Annotated in this window: 15 protein-coding genes; 8 read left to right on the top strand and 7 right to left on the bottom strand. The window is 66.9% G+C overall.

Annotation, left to right across the window (positions count from 1 at the left end; genetic code table 11):
* Positions 1–8: 8 nt before the first annotated feature.
* Together IB223_RS07620 and IB223_RS07615 are read left to right on the top strand one after the other, a co-directional pair.
* Positions 9–1,331, top strand: coding sequence for a TFIIB-type zinc ribbon-containing protein (locus IB223_RS07620; RefSeq protein ID WP_192200988.1), 1,323 nt, complete (start codon positions 9–11; stop codon positions 1,329–1,331).
* Positions 1,328–1,594 carry a hypothetical protein gene (locus tag IB223_RS07615; protein WP_192200987.1) on the top strand — a complete coding sequence of 89 codons (267 nt, stop codon included), beginning with the start codon at positions 1,328–1,330 and terminating at the stop codon, positions 1,592–1,594. Before IB223_RS07620 ends, IB223_RS07615 begins: the two co-directional genes overlap by 4 nt.
* A gap of 140 nt (positions 1,595–1,734) precedes the next feature.
* Here IB223_RS07615 and IB223_RS07610 read toward each other — a convergent pair whose 3' ends face one another.
* Together IB223_RS07610 and IB223_RS07605 are read right to left on the bottom strand one after the other, a co-directional pair.
* The gene (locus IB223_RS07610) at positions 1,735–2,574 is read right to left on the bottom strand and encodes an amidohydrolase family protein (RefSeq protein ID WP_225590839.1); all 840 of its coding nucleotides are present in this window, start codon (positions 2,572–2,574) and stop codon (positions 1,735–1,737) included.
* Positions 2,575–2,696: 122 nt separating this feature from the next.
* Positions 2,697–3,767: a helix-turn-helix domain-containing protein gene (locus IB223_RS07605; RefSeq protein ID WP_192200986.1), complete on the bottom strand. Its 1,071-nt coding sequence runs from the start codon at positions 3,765–3,767 to the stop codon at positions 2,697–2,699.
* Positions 3,768–3,957: 190 nt separating this feature from the next.
* Between IB223_RS07605 and IB223_RS07600 the strand changes: the two genes are divergently transcribed.
* The 3 genes from IB223_RS07600 (at position 3,958) to IB223_RS07590 (ending at position 5,505) form a co-directional block, all read left to right on the top strand.
* A complete protein-coding gene (locus IB223_RS07600) occupies positions 3,958–4,761 on the top strand; it encodes a DUF2306 domain-containing protein (protein ID WP_192200985.1) in 804 nt (267 codons plus the stop codon).
* Between the two features lie 70 nt (positions 4,762–4,831).
* On the top strand, positions 4,832–5,128 hold the full coding sequence (locus IB223_RS07595) for an autorepressor SdpR family transcription factor (RefSeq protein ID WP_192200984.1): 297 nt from the start codon (positions 4,832–4,834) through the stop codon (positions 5,126–5,128).
* A complete protein-coding gene (locus tag IB223_RS07590) occupies positions 5,125–5,505 on the top strand; it encodes an ammonium transporter (protein ID WP_192200983.1) in 381 nt (126 codons plus the stop codon). The genes IB223_RS07595 and IB223_RS07590 overlap by 4 nt, the downstream gene beginning before the upstream one ends.
* A 123-nt stretch (positions 5,506–5,628) precedes the next feature.
* Here the strand turns inward: IB223_RS07590 and IB223_RS07585 are convergent, their stop codons facing one another.
* Both IB223_RS07585 and IB223_RS07580 read right to left on the bottom strand, forming a co-directional pair.
* The gene (locus IB223_RS07585) at positions 5,629–7,119 is read right to left on the bottom strand and encodes a hypothetical protein (RefSeq protein WP_192200982.1); all 1,491 of its coding nucleotides are present in this window, start codon (positions 7,117–7,119) and stop codon (positions 5,629–5,631) included.
* Between the two features lie 21 nt (positions 7,120–7,140).
* Positions 7,141–7,689, bottom strand: coding sequence for a hypothetical protein (locus IB223_RS07580; RefSeq protein WP_192200981.1), 549 nt, complete (start codon positions 7,687–7,689; stop codon positions 7,141–7,143).
* Between the two features lie 92 nt (positions 7,690–7,781).
* Here IB223_RS07580 and IB223_RS07575 point away from each other — a divergent pair, with 92 nt between their 5' ends.
* Complete coding sequence (locus IB223_RS07575; RefSeq protein ID WP_192200980.1) at positions 7,782–8,114, top strand: hypothetical protein; 333 nt, start codon at positions 7,782–7,784, stop codon at positions 8,112–8,114.
* Positions 8,115–8,541: 427 nt separating this feature from the next.
* Here the strand turns inward: IB223_RS07575 and IB223_RS07570 are convergent, their stop codons facing one another.
* Positions 8,542–9,372 (bottom strand): NAD-dependent epimerase/dehydratase family protein, encoded by an 831-nt coding sequence (locus tag IB223_RS07570; protein WP_192200979.1) that lies wholly within the window; start codon positions 9,370–9,372, stop codon positions 8,542–8,544.
* 98 nt (positions 9,373–9,470) lie between these two features.
* Between IB223_RS07570 and IB223_RS07565 the strand changes: the two genes are divergently transcribed.
* On the top strand, positions 9,471–10,250 hold the full coding sequence (locus tag IB223_RS07565) for an AraC family transcriptional regulator (protein ID WP_192200978.1): 780 nt from the start codon (positions 9,471–9,473) through the stop codon (positions 10,248–10,250).
* Positions 10,251–10,369: 119 nt separating this feature from the next.
* Complete coding sequence (locus IB223_RS07560) at positions 10,370–11,563, top strand: serine hydrolase domain-containing protein (RefSeq protein ID WP_192200977.1); 1,194 nt, start codon at positions 10,370–10,372, stop codon at positions 11,561–11,563.
* Between the two features lie 481 nt (positions 11,564–12,044).
* Here the strand turns inward: IB223_RS07560 and IB223_RS07555 are convergent, their stop codons facing one another.
* Positions 12,045–13,139 (bottom strand): carboxypeptidase-like regulatory domain-containing protein, encoded by a 1,095-nt coding sequence (locus IB223_RS07555; protein WP_192200976.1) that lies wholly within the window; start codon positions 13,137–13,139, stop codon positions 12,045–12,047.
* Positions 13,140–13,303: 164 nt separating this feature from the next.
* Positions 13,304–13,834: a transposase gene (locus tag IB223_RS07550; RefSeq protein WP_192200975.1), complete on the bottom strand. Its 531-nt coding sequence runs from the start codon at positions 13,832–13,834 to the stop codon at positions 13,304–13,306.
* Positions 13,835–14,012 lie beyond the last annotated feature (178 nt).

Below are 14,012 nucleotides of genomic sequence, written 5' to 3'. Positions count from 1 at the left end.
CACCGCCCATGTCCACCCCGCATCGCCCGGCGCCCCCGCCGTTGCCGCCGGCTCCTCCCGCAGGCCCTGGTTCGCCGCAGGAGGTTCCACCGTTGCCCGGGAGTTTCCCGGTCGACCCCGCCACCCTGCCCGACGCCATCCGTGAGGAACTGGAAGCGCCCGATCCGGTCGCCATCGACACCGCCTCGGCCGAGCTGAAGGACGGGCAGAACCACTGCCCGAAGTGCGGCGCCACCGACATCCGCCACAAGCTGGGCAGCGATGTGCTGGTGTGCCTGTACTGTCGCCATGAATGGGTCGGCGCGCGCGTCGAGGAAGCATTCGGTTTCGGCCAGGGCCATGCGGACCTGCGCGGCACGATCATCGCCTCCGGCGCGCGCGACATCGCCGCCGATGCCGCCGTCCTGATGACCTTCAAGTGCACTGGCTGCGGCGCCGAGGTCACCGTCAACACCGGCAGCGCGATGACCGCGCGCTGCCACTGGTGCCGCCACGTGTTCGGCGTGAACGAACAGATCGCCAACGGCGCGGTGCCGGACGCGGTGCTGCCGTTCCACATCAGGAAGGACGATGCCGTCGCGCGCATCCGCCAGTTCGTGGACAAGCGGCGGATGTTCGCGCTGAAGGCTTTCAAGGAGCAGTTCACGCCGGAAAACGTCGTCGGCGTGTACCTGCCCTACATGATCGTGGACGGCAACGCGAGCGCGGAGGTCGCCGGCAAGGGCGAGATCCTCACCCGCACCTACACGCGCGGCACCGACAAGAACAAGAAGACCTACTACGACGCCGACGTGTACCAGGTGGAGCGGGCGGTCGACTTCACCGTGGACGACCTGCCGCTGGAATCCTCCACCGAGCGCGGCAACCTGGATACGCGCGTCAACACGCAGAACATCATCAACACCATCCTGCCGTTCGATACCAAGAACGCGGTTAAGTGGAACGCGTCGTACCTGTCGGGCTTCACGTCCGAGAAGCGCGATACCGATGTGGAGCAGCTGCGCCCGCGCCTGGAGGACCAGCTGCTGTCCATCGCGCGCGCGCAGGTGGAAGGGTCGGTGCACCGCTACGACCGGGGCGTGCGCTGGGAACAGGAACGTCTTGAAGTCCATGGGACGCGCTGGGTGTCCATGTACCTGCCGGTGTGGCTGTACTCGTACCACCAGCCGGGCAGCAACGGCGGCATGCTGCACTACATCGCGGTCAACGGCCGCACGGGCGAAACCATGGGCAGCGTGCCGGTGCAGCACTGGAAGCTGCTGCTGGCGGCGCTGACCGTGGGCACATTCCTGGAGGGCATCGCCCTCACGATCATCTGGGCGGGCGCATGAGCGACGACAGCGGTCTATGGCTGCTTGCACTGGGTCCGGCGGGCGCCAGCGCCCTGTACTGGGCGCTGTACCGGTATTACCGCAATACCGACAAGTCGCACGCCTTCGAGCGCGAGACGGAGATCGTGGCCAAGCCGGTGACCGGCGTGGACCGCAAGGTCGACGAGGTCAAGGGCACCCAGCGCACCCGCATCAACGGCGACAACGTGCAGGCTTACCGCCAGCGCGTGGAGCGGGTGCGCGACGACGGAAGCCCATCGTAGGGCGGGCTCCAGCCCGTCATTGCGGACCGTGCGAGATCGCGTTGCCACATCGACGAACACCGACGCGATGTTCCGCCGAGCAGCCCTGCGGCGGAGGCATCCACACGGCGGGCTTGAGCCCGCCCTACGTCCACCCGGCGTCAGCGACCGAACAGCTTCATCGCGTTGCCGCTGCGGATCTTCGCTTTCTCTTCGTCGCTCAGATCCAGGCGGTCCAGCGCCTTCACTGTGGCGTCGAGGCTGATCTGCGGGTAGTCCGAGCCCAGCAGCACGTGGTCCATGCCCACGTTGTGCAAGGTCCAGAGGAATTCTTCTTCCACCGGGGAGTCGGCCACCACCAGCACGGTGGCGGAGATGTCGAAGTAGAGGTTCTCGAAGCCGAAGCCGTCGGCGGTGCGCGCGAGGGCGAGGATGTTCCAGAAGCGGAAGTTCAAGCCGCCGATGTGGGCCAGGATGAACTTCGTCTTCGGCACGCGCACCACCAGGTTGAACAGTTTTTCGCTGTCACCGGGCAGGATGTTGGCGTTGTCCATCAGCACGGCGATGCCGAGTTCGCCGGCCTTGCGCACGAGGGTTTCCACGCGCGGGTCGGCGACGTCGAAGCCCTGGGTGTGGGCGTGGATCTTCAGCACCTTCACGCCGGCGGCAGCGACGCGGGCCAGTTCGGCCAGGGCCGCGTCGCCGTCGTACGGGTGGACGGTGGCGATGGGCAGCACGTCGGCACGCGCGGCCGCCAGCGCGATCACGCGGTCGTTGCCGGCGCGGATCTTCGCCAGGTCGCCCTGCCGGGCCTGGTGCGGGCCGCCGAACCACATCACGCCGATGCCGGAGAGTTCCAGGCCGGCGGCGCGGACTGTTTCGCGGTAGTCACGCAGCGAGGTTTCGCCGTCGCGCAGATGGACGTGCACGTCGAACACGGGTTCGGCGGCGATGGCGGTGGTGGTGAACAGGCAGAAGGACAGGGCCAGCGTGCGCAGCATGCGTCGTCTCGCATCAAAGGGATGTGCGTAGGGTGCCACGGACACGCAGACGACGCCTTCTTCGAAACGAAGCGTCGGCATCCTTCGCCGCGTTTGCCGAGCCGGCGCAGCCCGCGTCCCGTCTATGAAAACTCCAACCCGGCGCGCGCGCGGTGCGCCGCGCGGTAGGCCGTCGGCGTGCAGCCCGTCGCGATCTTGAACGCGCGATTGAACGGACCCAGCGAGGCGAAGCCGGCATCGCCGCTGATGTCGAGGATGGTGGCATCGTCTCCCGCATCCTCCAGCCGGCCGCAGGCATAGGCGATGCGGTGGCGGTTGATCATCTGGTTGAAATTCTTCTCGCCCAGCGCCTGGGTGATCAACCGGCTCAGCTTGTGTTCGGCCGTGCCCAGCCGGTGCGCCAGACCGATCACCTTCAGCTCCGGCTCGCGGTAGACCTGCACCACGTCCAGCTGGTGCTGCAATGCGCGCAGCAGGCGGATTTCTTCCGCGCCCGGCGGACCGGCCGGCGCACGCAGGGCCGGCGGCGCCCCGGTAACCGGCCATGGCACGTGGCGGCGGCGCCACAGCGCGCCGTGGGTGAACAGGATCATCGCCACCGCACACAGCGGGATCACCCCAGCCCGCACCTCCGCCAGCCACGGCCAGGTGGCGGCCAGCGCGCCCATCAGCGTGGTGGTCAGCACGCACGCAGCGAACACCAGCATGAAGGCCAGCCGCAGCCGGCGTTCGGCACGCGGCAACGACGCCCCACCGTCGCGCAATGCTTCCAGGAAGGTCAGCACCAGCAGGGTGGAACTGGCCAGCGTCAGCAGGCTGCCCAGTCCGAACGCCCAGGGTGACGCCGTGCCCTGACCGCCCAGCGTGGCGCCCCGGTACGCGGCAATCAGCAGCGCCACGCCGGCGGCGACCAGAACATGCACGCGGCGCACGCCGCCTTCGCCGCGGAACAGCGCCCGCGACACCAGCCAGAAGCCGTTGCAGGTGGCGCTGCCGCCGATCGCCACGGCCCAGCGCATCCAGGTGGGCGCGCCGTCCATCCACGGCGCCATCAGCGAGAGCGCCATCGAGCCGCTGACCACGGCGAAGATCACCTCGGCATCGCGCTTGGGGCGTTGCCACAGCAGTACCAGCAATGAGGCCACCGCCACCGTGACGGCGACGCCCGTGGTGATGGTCGGCCAGGTCGGCATGGCGGTGTCCTCGTGGGGTCCGCCACAGGGTGCGGCCGCGGGCGTCCAGCGCCAAGCGCCATCGGTCATGGCTGCCGCCAAGCAACGCGCCGAATCCGCACGCACGATCCGGCTGGCCGATTTCCGATCCGGCGAGACGCCTCAGGCAGGCGCCCCGCATCGTGCGGCTCCCTTCCCTGGAGCCGTTGTCATGCCTGTGTCGCCTTCCCTCCCCGCCCCATCCCGTGTGCTCTCGCTGGGGGCCACCGCCTGGTTCGTCGCCGCCACGCTCGGGCAATGGGCCTTCGTGGCCTTCATCGTGCTGTTCTTCGGCGGGCCGGTGCTCGGTGGCGATCTGTCGCCGCTGAACGCCAAGCCGCATGTCACCGGCTATGTGCCGGGGGATGTCGTCGGGAATCTGCAGTTCGTCGGGCATGCGCTGCTGGCCGGGCTGGTGACCTTCGCCGGCGCGTGGCAGTTGGTGCCGACGCTGCGGCGGCGTTGGCCCACGCTGCACCGGTGGAACGGACGGGTGTTCCTGTCGGTGGCGCTGGTGGTCACGCTGACCGGGTTCTGGCTGGTCTGGGTGCGCGGCTCGCAACTGGGACCGGCCAGCAATCTGTCGATCTCGTTGAACGGGTTGTTGATCGTGGTCTTCGCGCTGTTGGCCTGGCGCAGTGCGCGGGGGGAAGACTTCCCCGCACATAGGCGGCATGCGCTGCGGGCGTACCTGCTGGTGAACGGGGTGTGGTTCCTGCGCATCGGCATCATGCTGGCCGGGCTGGTGCTGACGCCGTTGGGCATCAAGATCGATTACACGGGCGCGCCCTTCATCCTGGTCAGCTTCGGCAGTTGGATGGTGCCGCTGGCGGTGCTGGCGCTGTACTTCGCCGCGGAACGTTCGCGCCATGCGGGGGTGCAGATCGCCATGGGTGGTCTGCTGGCGCTGCTCGCCCTGCTTACCCTGGCCGGCAGCGTGGCCGCGATCGCCTTCATGTGGTGGCCGGTGCTCTAAGCACGGCGCGGGACGACCACGCCGACGTGCGGCGCTTGACACATTTCGATGTTTAGCTAACTATCGCATCATGAGTCAGGTCTTCCGCGCGCTTTCCGATCCCACCCGCCGCCAGGTGCTGCAGCTGCTGCGCAAGGGGCCGATGAGCGCGGGCGAGCTGAGCGACCAGTTCGATGTGTCCAAGCCGACCATGTCGGCGCATTTCGCGGTGCTGAAAGAGGCCGACCTGGTGCATGCGGAAAAGGTCGGCAAATCCGTGATCTATCACCTGAAACTGTCGGTGCTGGAAGACGCACTGCTCGGCTTCGTCCACTCCTTCGGTGCCGGCAAGGCCGCCCCGAAGTCCAAGAAGGGGTCTGCGCGATGAACAAAGAAGTACTTACCAGTCTGGCGTGGGGCATCGGCATCGTGGTGCTGGCGCTGGCCGCGACATTCGCCCGTCGACAGGGCGTGATCGATGGCGAGACGGTCGACCGCATCGTGATGGGGGCGATCGGCCTGATGGTGGCGTGGTTCGGCAACCAGATGCCCAAGCGGTTCGTGCCCAGTGCGCGGACACGGCAGGCGCAACGGGTCGCCGGTTGGTCGATGGCGCTCAGCGGCCTGGTCTATGCGGGGTTCTGGATCGCGGCGCCGAAAGATGTGGCGGTGGTCGGTGGTTCGCTGGCGGTACTGCTGGGCATCGCGGTGACGGTGGCGTACTGCATGTCGCTGCGGAACAGGGCGCGGATGTCGGGCGCCTGAAGGAACACAGGGCAGGCGCATCCGTCGCCTCCTTCTCCCCGTGCAACGGGGAGAAGGTGCCGAAGGCGGATGAGGGGCGCTTTACCGTCCGCGCACGCGATACGTTATGTTTTGGAGGCAGGCTTAAACCTGCCTTACGAGCGGCTGTTGAACCTCTCGCTCTTCTGCCTGCTGCGGGACCGATGGTTGCGCGCCCCGCTCCAGGAAAGCGACCCCTTCAGGTGATCGTGCGTACTCCCGCAGGATGCGATCCGCGCCCGCCTCATCGCCAGCGCTTACCGCCGCCAGCAAGCGGTTGAGGTACGGACTCTCGAAGGTGGGTGCAGGCACGTGTTCCGCCCGGCGCCCCGGCTCATCCCCGCCGGGGCCGATCTGGTCCAGCAGCGTGCCCGCGTCGGCCCGTAACGCCGGCGTCCTGGGATCGACACGCAACAAAGTCTCTTGCCGCCCATTCTGGTCAATCGTCAACGTTGTCGTGCCGTCGGCATTGCGCAGGCGCGTCACGCTGTCCGGATCGATGCTGCGCCATTGCCCGCCGATGAAGGCCTGGCCCTGCCCATTCTGGTTCCAGTGCACGAAATCATCGCCCGACACGTAGAAGCCCGCCTGCCGGCGACCGTTGGCCTGGGGCTGGGGATTGCCTTCGGCGAGCGATCCGCCATTGTCGAGCGCCGTGATGAAGCGGCGCGAGGCCTCCGGCGTGAGGAACAGCGAGCGCACCGTGTCGTACTCGAAGCCGAGATTGGGATTCTCGGCATTCGGCTGATGCGCGGCGACCGGCCCGATGAGCGGATTCGCCGACACGTTGCTCCATGCCCGCGCCAACGGACTGTCAGGATCGGCACCGCGCAAGGCATTCAGCACCTCGATGCCCCGCAACGTGTTGTCCGCCCCGCTCTGCAGGTAGTCCGGATTGCCGTTGCGCTGGTTGGGCAGGAAGCCGTCGATGGCGGTCTTGACCTCGTCCGGCGAGGTCAGCATGCCCGCTTCCACCCGCGCCAGCAGGCCCGGCCAGCGCCCGCGACCAGCCTGGTTGTGTAGCTTCATCATCATGCCGGCGAGTTCGGCCTGCTCGTCTCCGGTGCTGTTGCGGTACAGATCCGTTCGTTGCAACCGTTCCAGGGCCGAATCGCGATTGCCCACCACGGCATCCGTGGCGGTGACGCCATTGACGTGCTCGGTATCGAGACCGTGCACGAATGTGCGCCCGGCATCGGAAGCCAGAAAACGGTTGATGCGTGGGCGGTCGATATCGACCGCGTTGTCCGCGCGCATCTCGCGCCCGGTGCGCTGCAGCGACTGCAACGTGGTGTCGTAATCGTTCTGCCCCAGTTCGAGCGTGGCCCGGTCGGGCTGCGCTCGCGCCCAAGTCTGATAGCTGTCCAGCAGGTCGCGTGCCACGTCGGGATGTTGTCCAAGATCGATCTGCAGCGTGCCGAACGAGTAACCACTGTTGGCCACCGGCATCATGCGTCCACCCGGACCCACATTGCCGGCAAAGCTCAGGCGGTAGGCGACATCACGGCCTGCGATGCTGCCCTCCGAGCTGACACCGACGGCGAAGTAGGCGGCAGCCCGCAGTTCGTTGTCCGTCAGGGGATTCGGGTTCGTCATGGTCCATTTCCTTATGGGTCCTTAGGGGGCGTCACCGGGAATGCCGGAAAGGCAGTCCTCCATCCACGGCTCCGCCAGCAGCGCATCGCGGTGGTCTTTAGCCATGTGCACGGCTTGGTAGTAGCCGGAGCAGGAGCCGTCCGCACGCATCAGGTCGGAAAGCTTGCCATTGCAGATCCGCAGCGGCTTGTCGATGCGCTGCCACCCTTCTTCGCATTCGGTATCCGTCGCGGAGCCCGGCCGACCGCACACATGCGTGCGTCGCGCCTCCGTGGACGAGTCCGCGCGCGCGATGATCCTGCCTGTGTACTCTCTCCCGGTTGCGAAATAAAACCAGGTTCCGCAGATGCGGCTGCCACTTTGCAGCAACAGGTAACGCCCGCATTCCTCAGGCGAGGTGGTGCCCTCGCACGCCTCCCATTCACCGGCGAAAGCGCCACCTGGTGGCGTTACGGACGGAGCCTGCGGCATCGGCGATGCGGATGAGGCCGCCGCGATATCTGCCTGCTCCGTGCCGAGTCCTGTACATCCAACAAGACTCAACAGCGCAACCATCGCCCACATACGCATCCAGAATCCCTCCCGACGAGCGTTGTCCCATCCTACGGCGAGATTCGGTCGACCACAACACGATCGATAGCGAGAAGGTCGACGGCATTGTGATGTGGACCAACGGCTTGATGGTGGCGTGGTTCGGCAACCAGATGCCGAAGCGGTTCGTGCCCAGTGCGCGGGCACGGCAGGCACAGCGCGTCGCCGGTTGGTCGATGGCGCTCAGCGGGCTGGTCTATGCGGGATTCTGGATCGCGGCGCCGAAAGATGTGGCGGTGGTCGGCGGTTCGCTGGCGGTGCTGCTGGGTATCGGGGTGACGGTGCGTACTGCCTGTCGCTGCGGAACAGGGCGCGGATGTCGGGCGCCTGAAGGAACACAGGGCAGGCGCATCCGTCGCCTCCTTCTCCCCGTGCAACGGGGAGAAGGTGCCGAAGGCGGATGAGGGGCGCTTTACCGTCCGCGAACACATACGCGAACGCAGGCAGTGCACTCGCCGACGCCTCATTTCTCCGCTATCCCAACTGCGCTTGCACCGACAGATCGTGCGAAGAATCAGCACAGAATGCACGCCCTCGCATTGCGCGCGATGACCTTCCGCGCTCGCCCCTCATCCGCCCTGCGGGCACCTTCTCCCCGCAGGCGGGGAGAAGGAGACACGCGCGGCTACTTGCCCTTCCCTTCTCCCCGTGGAACGGGGAGAAGGTGCCGAAGGCGGATGAGGGGCGCTTTACCCTCCGCGCACGCAAAGCGCGAACATGCACTACAACCGGCACGCGCCTCATCGTCCACGATCCTGGGTGCGCTGCACTTACCCCGGCCACGCGGCGGCATCAACCCAGCATCGCGTCATCCGTCCGGGCGGTCGATGCTCACGCCTGCCCGGCGTCGACGGCATCCACCAACCGCGGGTACAGCGGCTGGAAGCCGAGGTCTTCACGCAAACGGCGACCGTCCATGACGGCGGCGAAGGCTTTCGCGCGTTCGGGATCGGTGCCATCAGGCGGCGGCTGTGCCACCGAAGCGAACAGCATCGCCAGATCGGGGGCTTCATCATCCACCACGTTGTAGATGCGGTACGCGGGCGATGCCTTGTCCAGCAACCGGACCACGGCCTGCGCCACGTCCGCGTGGTGGCCGATGGACATGCGTTGTGTCGGCGGGAAGGTGCGCATGAACGGCACCACGTCCTGGATATGCGGGTCGCCATCGCCGTAGACGAACGGCAGGCGCAGGATGCGCACGTCCAGGCCGTCGATGACCAGCAGCATGCGTTCGGCGGCGAGCTTGCTCTGCGGGTAGGCATCCACGGGGGTGCAGTCGTCGTCTTCCTGCGCCAGGGCACCGCCATTGGGTCCATAGACCAGGCCGGTACTCATGAACACGAATCGCCCCACCGCGGCCTCGCGGGCGGCATGCGCCAGGTGTTGCGTGCCGAGGTTGTTCACGGCGTGCGCTTCGTCCGGGGTGGCGCCGCGGAAGAACGCCGCGCAGTGCACGACGGTATCCACGCCCTGCACCGCCGCCGGCAGCGAGTCCGCCTGCATCAGGTCGCCGGTAATCAGATGGATGCCGTGGTCCGACAGGTCGGTCGCACGGGCGGGATCGCGCACCAGGGCACGCACGGTGTGTCCGTGCTGCACCAGTCGCTTGGCGAGTCTGCTGCCTACTTTTCCGGTCGCGCCGGTCACGAGTATGTTCATGCGGGCCACGTTAGCCGCTGCATGCGCGATGGCATTGGAAAAAACGGCCATGGGCCGGCGGGTTGCGGCGCGGCGGAACGGCCCACCACAATGCAGGCATGCTCGCCGATCCTGCCCGCCACGCCGTGATGCCCGCCCGGGGCGCCTTGCGTCCGATCCTCACGATGGCGGTGAGTCACTACGCGACCGACCGGCAACGCGTGGCGGTGCCGCAGGTGGAGGCGCAGGTGGTAGTGCGTTTCGGGCCGTCGATTCCGGGCGGCGTCGATATCCATGCGATGGGCGCAAGGCGCCAGGTGCACCGGAAGCTGATCCGTGGTGGCCACCGGGCGGTGCTGGCGCGGTTGCAGCCGGGGACCTACGAGACCGTGCTGGGTGTATCCGCGTCGGAACTGTCGGGCCGCACGGTGCCGCTCGAAGCCCTGTGGGGGCCCGCGAGCGCGCAGCGTTTGCGCGAGCAGCTGGCCGAAGCGCCCGATGCGCATGCGGCGGGTGGACTGCTGGAAGCGGCGGTCATGGCGCGCATGGCGGATGGCAAGGTGGCCGGCACGGTGCCGCCGTTCCTGCCCATCGCATTGGAGAAGTTGCAGGTGGCCAGCGTGGGCACGGTGGCGCGCGAGCTGGGCGTCAGTGAACGCCATCTGCGACGCGTGTTGCACGAGGTGCTGGGTGTCGGCCCCAAGACGTATGCGCGGCTGAAGCGGTTCGAGCAGGCGGTGCGCGCGGCGCAGTCGGGGGAAGACATCAACTGGTCGGCGATCGCGGCGGATGCGGGGTACTACGACCAGGCGCATCTGATCGCGGACTTCCAGGCGATGGCGGGGTGTACGCCGCGGAGTCTGCTGGCGGAGTTGCGGGAGACTTCCGTCGCGTCATAGGGCTGCGCACGGCCTCCGCCGCGAAGGCATCGCGGTACCGGGCACGTGGGCCCGCCCGCTTAAACCCCTTGTCTTCCCTTTGCATCAACCTCCTGGACATTCACGCCGGGAACCCTGCGATGCGTACCGATACCATCGTGCCAACACGCTTGCCCTGGCTGGGGCTGGTCCTGCTGTTGGCCAGTTGCACGCCGTCGTTGCGCTCGACGGTACAGACCGATGGCCGTCTGAGGCCACCGACCTCTGCAGTCGAACACGACCTGCAGAAGATCCTCGACAAACACCGCATCACGACGGCCGGCCTGGGCATGCTCGTGGACGGCAAGCTCGTGTGGGCGCAGTACCACGGCGATGCCTCACCCGGTGTGCCCGCCAACGCGGCCACGCGGTTCAATGTCGCTTCGATCACCAAGACGGTGACCGCGGAAACCGCTTTGCGGCTCGCAGAAGCGGGTGAGCTGGACCTCGATGAATCCCTGGGTGCGTACTGGGTGGATCCCGATATCGCCGGCGACCCGCGACTGCAGTCGCTGACCGCACGCACGGTGCTCACGCACACCACGGGCTTTCCCAACTGGCGGTTCTTCCGCCGCGACGGCAAGCTCGCCTTCACACGCACGCCCGGCGAGGCGTACGGCTATTCCGGTGAAGGGTTCGAATACCTCGCGCGTGCGATCTCCAACAAACTGCAGCGTCCGTTCCCGCAGGTGGTCCGGGAACGGGTGCTTGAACCCGCCGGGATGCAGCATGTGGTGATGGAGGTACGGCGCGACGGGCTGCGCGACGTCGCCCTTCCCCTCGACGATGAGGGCGTGGCGCACAGGGTGTGGTGCCGGCCGAACGGAGGGTGTCGCGGAGAAGGCAGCTATTCCGCCGCCGATGACATGCTGGTGACAGTGCCCGACTACGCGCGCTTTCTCGGCATGGTCGCCCGGGAGGAATCCCGCAACGCCGGCACGCCGTTCGCGCGCGGCCGGGTGCTGGTCGATACCGGTGACGATGCGGTCGTGCTCTGCGGAGACGGCGCGGGCATCGATTGTCCGCGTGCGCAGGGATATGGGCTGGGATTCCAGATCATCGAAGATGAGGCGACGCGCATTGTGGGCCATGGCGGCAACGATTGGGCGGAAGTCACGCTGGGGTACATCCGGCTGCCGACGCGTGATGGGCTGGTCATCTTCCTCAACGCGCCGAACCTGCGTGGATTGGCGGCCATGCCGGAACTCGTGGAGCTGCTGGACCCGGACTCGCCCTTCCCCAACCAGTACCGGCGATGGCTGGCGCACGATCTCGCGCAGAAGGCTGCGCGCTGAGCTCTCTCGGTGGTGCGGGGTTGGGACCGGCTGACTGCCTGCGTGTGCGGCAGCTGTCGGTGGCGGGGTGAATGCCGCGCCCTGCATGGGCGTTTGAGGCTTTTTGGTGAAGCGTTGCGTCTTTTCCGCTCTCGCGTGGATCTTTTCCGGTGTCGCGACACCCTTTTCGGGTATCGCGAGGACCTTAATGAGAGAAGAGAGACCCGTTGGGGGTGTCGCGCCACTCTTTTTCAGTATCGCGAGACTCTTTTTCGGTGTCGCGACACCCTTTTTGGTGGAACGTTGGACCTTAGTGAGAGACGAGAGACTCTTTTCGGCCGAACGTTGGACCTTACTGTGAGAAGAAAGACCCTTTTTGGGTGTCGCGAGACCGTTAGTGAGAGAAGAGAGACCCATCGAGGGTCTCGCAGACACGTAGGGCGGGCTCAAGCCCGCCTTCCGGGTTTACAGCCGCCCTGCCGGCCGCCGCGCCCTCAGCGCGCTAGCGGCAGATGAAGAAGCACCCCAGCATCGACTTGTCCAAGGTTACCTGCAGGGTCTCGCCGTCCTTGGTGATGTGCACGGTCTTGGAGAAGGTGGCCGGCTTCTTGACGTCCTCGAACCAGACGGACAGGTGGTCGTTGGAGCCGATGTACTGGTTGCCGGCGTAGACGTCGGTGCGGCCCGTCACTTCGGTGCGGGTGACGGTTTCCTTGTAGGAGAAGTCGGCGATCAGCAGGTATTCGCCGGGCGGCATGTGGGTGAAGCGGAAGCTGCCCTGGTCGTCGAGGATGGTGGTGACCATGAAGTGCCGCGCAATGCGCTCGGGAATCCCGTCGGGCATCTTCTGGCTCTGCTTGACCATTTCGAACCACTGCTTGAATTCGTCGGTCATCCAGATCAGGCCGACGGCCTGGCTGCCCTTGGGCGGGTACTGTTTCTTCGCCAGCACGGCACCCTTGAAGAAGGCGATGCCGGTGATGGTGGAGGTGCCGACCGGGCGGATTTCGGCGGTGGCCTCGGCCAGGCTCTTGCCGCCGGTGAAGCGCTTGCCGGCCAGGCAGTCGAGCATGGCGCTGCGCGCCTGGTCCAGGCCGTCGTAGGACAGGCCGAACACGTCCACGCCGCCGACCCGGACATTCATGCCGGTTTCCTTGGGGCGCATGGAGGCCATGGTCTGCTTGAGGTCGCCGACGGGGACCATCAGGAAGCCGCCGCCTTTGGCACCGCTGGCCGGCATCAGGGCGCCACGCATCGTGGCGGGCGGCAGGCCGTCCTGCTGCAGTTCGAGGGTGACTTCCTGTGCGGCCGGGGGCGTGGCGATGCGGGGGCCGTGCATCAGGATGGCGGCGGTGGGGGATTTGGCGGTGGGGCCGACGAGGGCCAGTTGGGACTGGTCTTTCTTGGCGGAGGTGAAGCGGGCCACGCAGCCTTTTCCGGGCGATCCTTCGGGCTGCTGCAGGAACCAGGCGCCGTCGGTGTTGCGGGTGATGAGGCGGCCTTCGTCGTCGGTGCCGGGGCTGGCCGCGTGCGTGGAGAAGGCGAAGGTGGCGGCCAGCAGGGTGAGCAGTGCGGGGGTCAGGCGGCGAGGCGTCATCACGGGCGTCCGATGTCCAGGTGGGTGGAATTGTGACGATTCCGCGGGAGGTTCACGAGTGATGTTGGTCCCGTGATGGGGGGCGTTCGTCACCGCATGCGTCGCGGCGTTCGGTTATGCATTGCGTAGGGCGGGCTCAAGCCCGCCATCGTGCTCACCCGCCGTCACCGCTCCCCTACCCCATCCAACGCCACCGGCTTAGACGCCCAATCGACCGGATACTCCCCCGCCGCTACCCATTGCCGGAAAGACGAATGCGGCCAGTCGCACGCGCGCTTCGCGTGCCCATGCTTCACCGGATTGATATGCACGTAATCGACATGCCGACGCAGGTCGTCGTCATCGCGGATCAGGTGTTCCCAGTAGCGTCGTTGCCAGATGCCTCGCTCGCGGCGCGCGATACGTCGCGATGACCGACGTTCGTGGATTGGCAACGCACGGCTGAAGCCGGATTTGATCTGCGCCCAGCGGTTGGCGTTGTCGGCGTCACCCTCCGGCAGCCGCCACACGCAATGCAGGTGGCCGGGCAACACCACGATGGCCAGCACATGGAACGGTCGCGCCGCCCTCGCCGCCCGGAATGCATCGCGCAGCAGGTCGATATGCTCGACCAGCAGGCAGCGGCGGCGCTCCAGCAGGTTGACGGTGAAGAAATAGGTGCCGCCCGGCACCCAGACGCGACGGTAATTCGACATGCCGGCAGCGTGCCGGAGCATTCACGCGATCACCGTCACCACAGACCCCACACCCATGTCGGAGAAGTCCGACCCACGCAAGCCGTAAGCCGGTGGGCCAGGGCCCACCCTACGCAATCCATCGCCGCTCGGCGTACCCCGGTAACCCTTCAAGCGTAGGGCGGGCTCAAGCCCGCCT

Source organism: Pseudoxanthomonas sp. PXM03 (assembly GCF_014852005.1).
Classification (GTDB): Bacteria; Pseudomonadota; Gammaproteobacteria; order Xanthomonadales; family Xanthomonadaceae; genus Pseudoxanthomonas_A.
Note: the sequence above shows the minus strand (reverse complement) of the source record. Positions and strands in the feature narration are given on the sequence as shown.

Excerpts from the sequence above, each read along its gene's own strand:
- IB223_RS07620 (WP_192200988.1), top strand. The coding sequence starts at position 9 with ATGTCCACCCCGCATCGCCCGGCGCCCCCGCCGTTGCCGCCGGCTCCT.
- IB223_RS07615 (WP_192200987.1), top strand. The coding sequence starts at position 1,328 with ATGAGCGACGACAGCGGTCTATGGCTGCTTGCACTGGGTCCGGCGGGC.
- IB223_RS07610 (WP_225590839.1), bottom strand. The coding sequence starts at position 2,574 with ATGCTGCGCACGCTGGCCCTGTCCTTCTGCCTGTTCACCACCACCGCC.
- IB223_RS07605 (WP_192200986.1), bottom strand. The coding sequence starts at position 3,767 with ATGCCGACCTGGCCGACCATCACCACGGGCGTCGCCGTCACGGTGGCG.
- IB223_RS07600 (WP_192200985.1), top strand. The coding sequence starts at position 3,958 with ATGCCTGTGTCGCCTTCCCTCCCCGCCCCATCCCGTGTGCTCTCGCTG.
- IB223_RS07595 (WP_192200984.1), top strand. The coding sequence starts at position 4,832 with ATGAGTCAGGTCTTCCGCGCGCTTTCCGATCCCACCCGCCGCCAGGTG.
- IB223_RS07590 (WP_192200983.1), top strand. The coding sequence starts at position 5,125 with ATGAACAAAGAAGTACTTACCAGTCTGGCGTGGGGCATCGGCATCGTG.
- IB223_RS07585 (WP_192200982.1), bottom strand. The coding sequence starts at position 7,119 with ATGACGAACCCGAATCCCCTGACGGACAACGAACTGCGGGCTGCCGCC.
- IB223_RS07580 (WP_192200981.1), bottom strand. The coding sequence starts at position 7,689 with ATGCGTATGTGGGCGATGGTTGCGCTGTTGAGTCTTGTTGGATGTACA.
- IB223_RS07575 (WP_192200980.1), top strand. The coding sequence starts at position 7,782 with ATGTGGACCAACGGCTTGATGGTGGCGTGGTTCGGCAACCAGATGCCG.
- IB223_RS07570 (WP_192200979.1), bottom strand. The coding sequence starts at position 9,372 with ATGAACATACTCGTGACCGGCGCGACCGGAAAAGTAGGCAGCAGACTC.
- IB223_RS07565 (WP_192200978.1), top strand. The coding sequence starts at position 9,471 with ATGCTCGCCGATCCTGCCCGCCACGCCGTGATGCCCGCCCGGGGCGCC.
- IB223_RS07560 (WP_192200977.1), top strand. The coding sequence starts at position 10,370 with ATGCGTACCGATACCATCGTGCCAACACGCTTGCCCTGGCTGGGGCTG.
- IB223_RS07555 (WP_192200976.1), bottom strand. The coding sequence starts at position 13,139 with ATGACGCCTCGCCGCCTGACCCCCGCACTGCTCACCCTGCTGGCCGCC.
- IB223_RS07550 (WP_192200975.1), bottom strand. The coding sequence starts at position 13,834 with ATGTCGAATTACCGTCGCGTCTGGGTGCCGGGCGGCACCTATTTCTTC.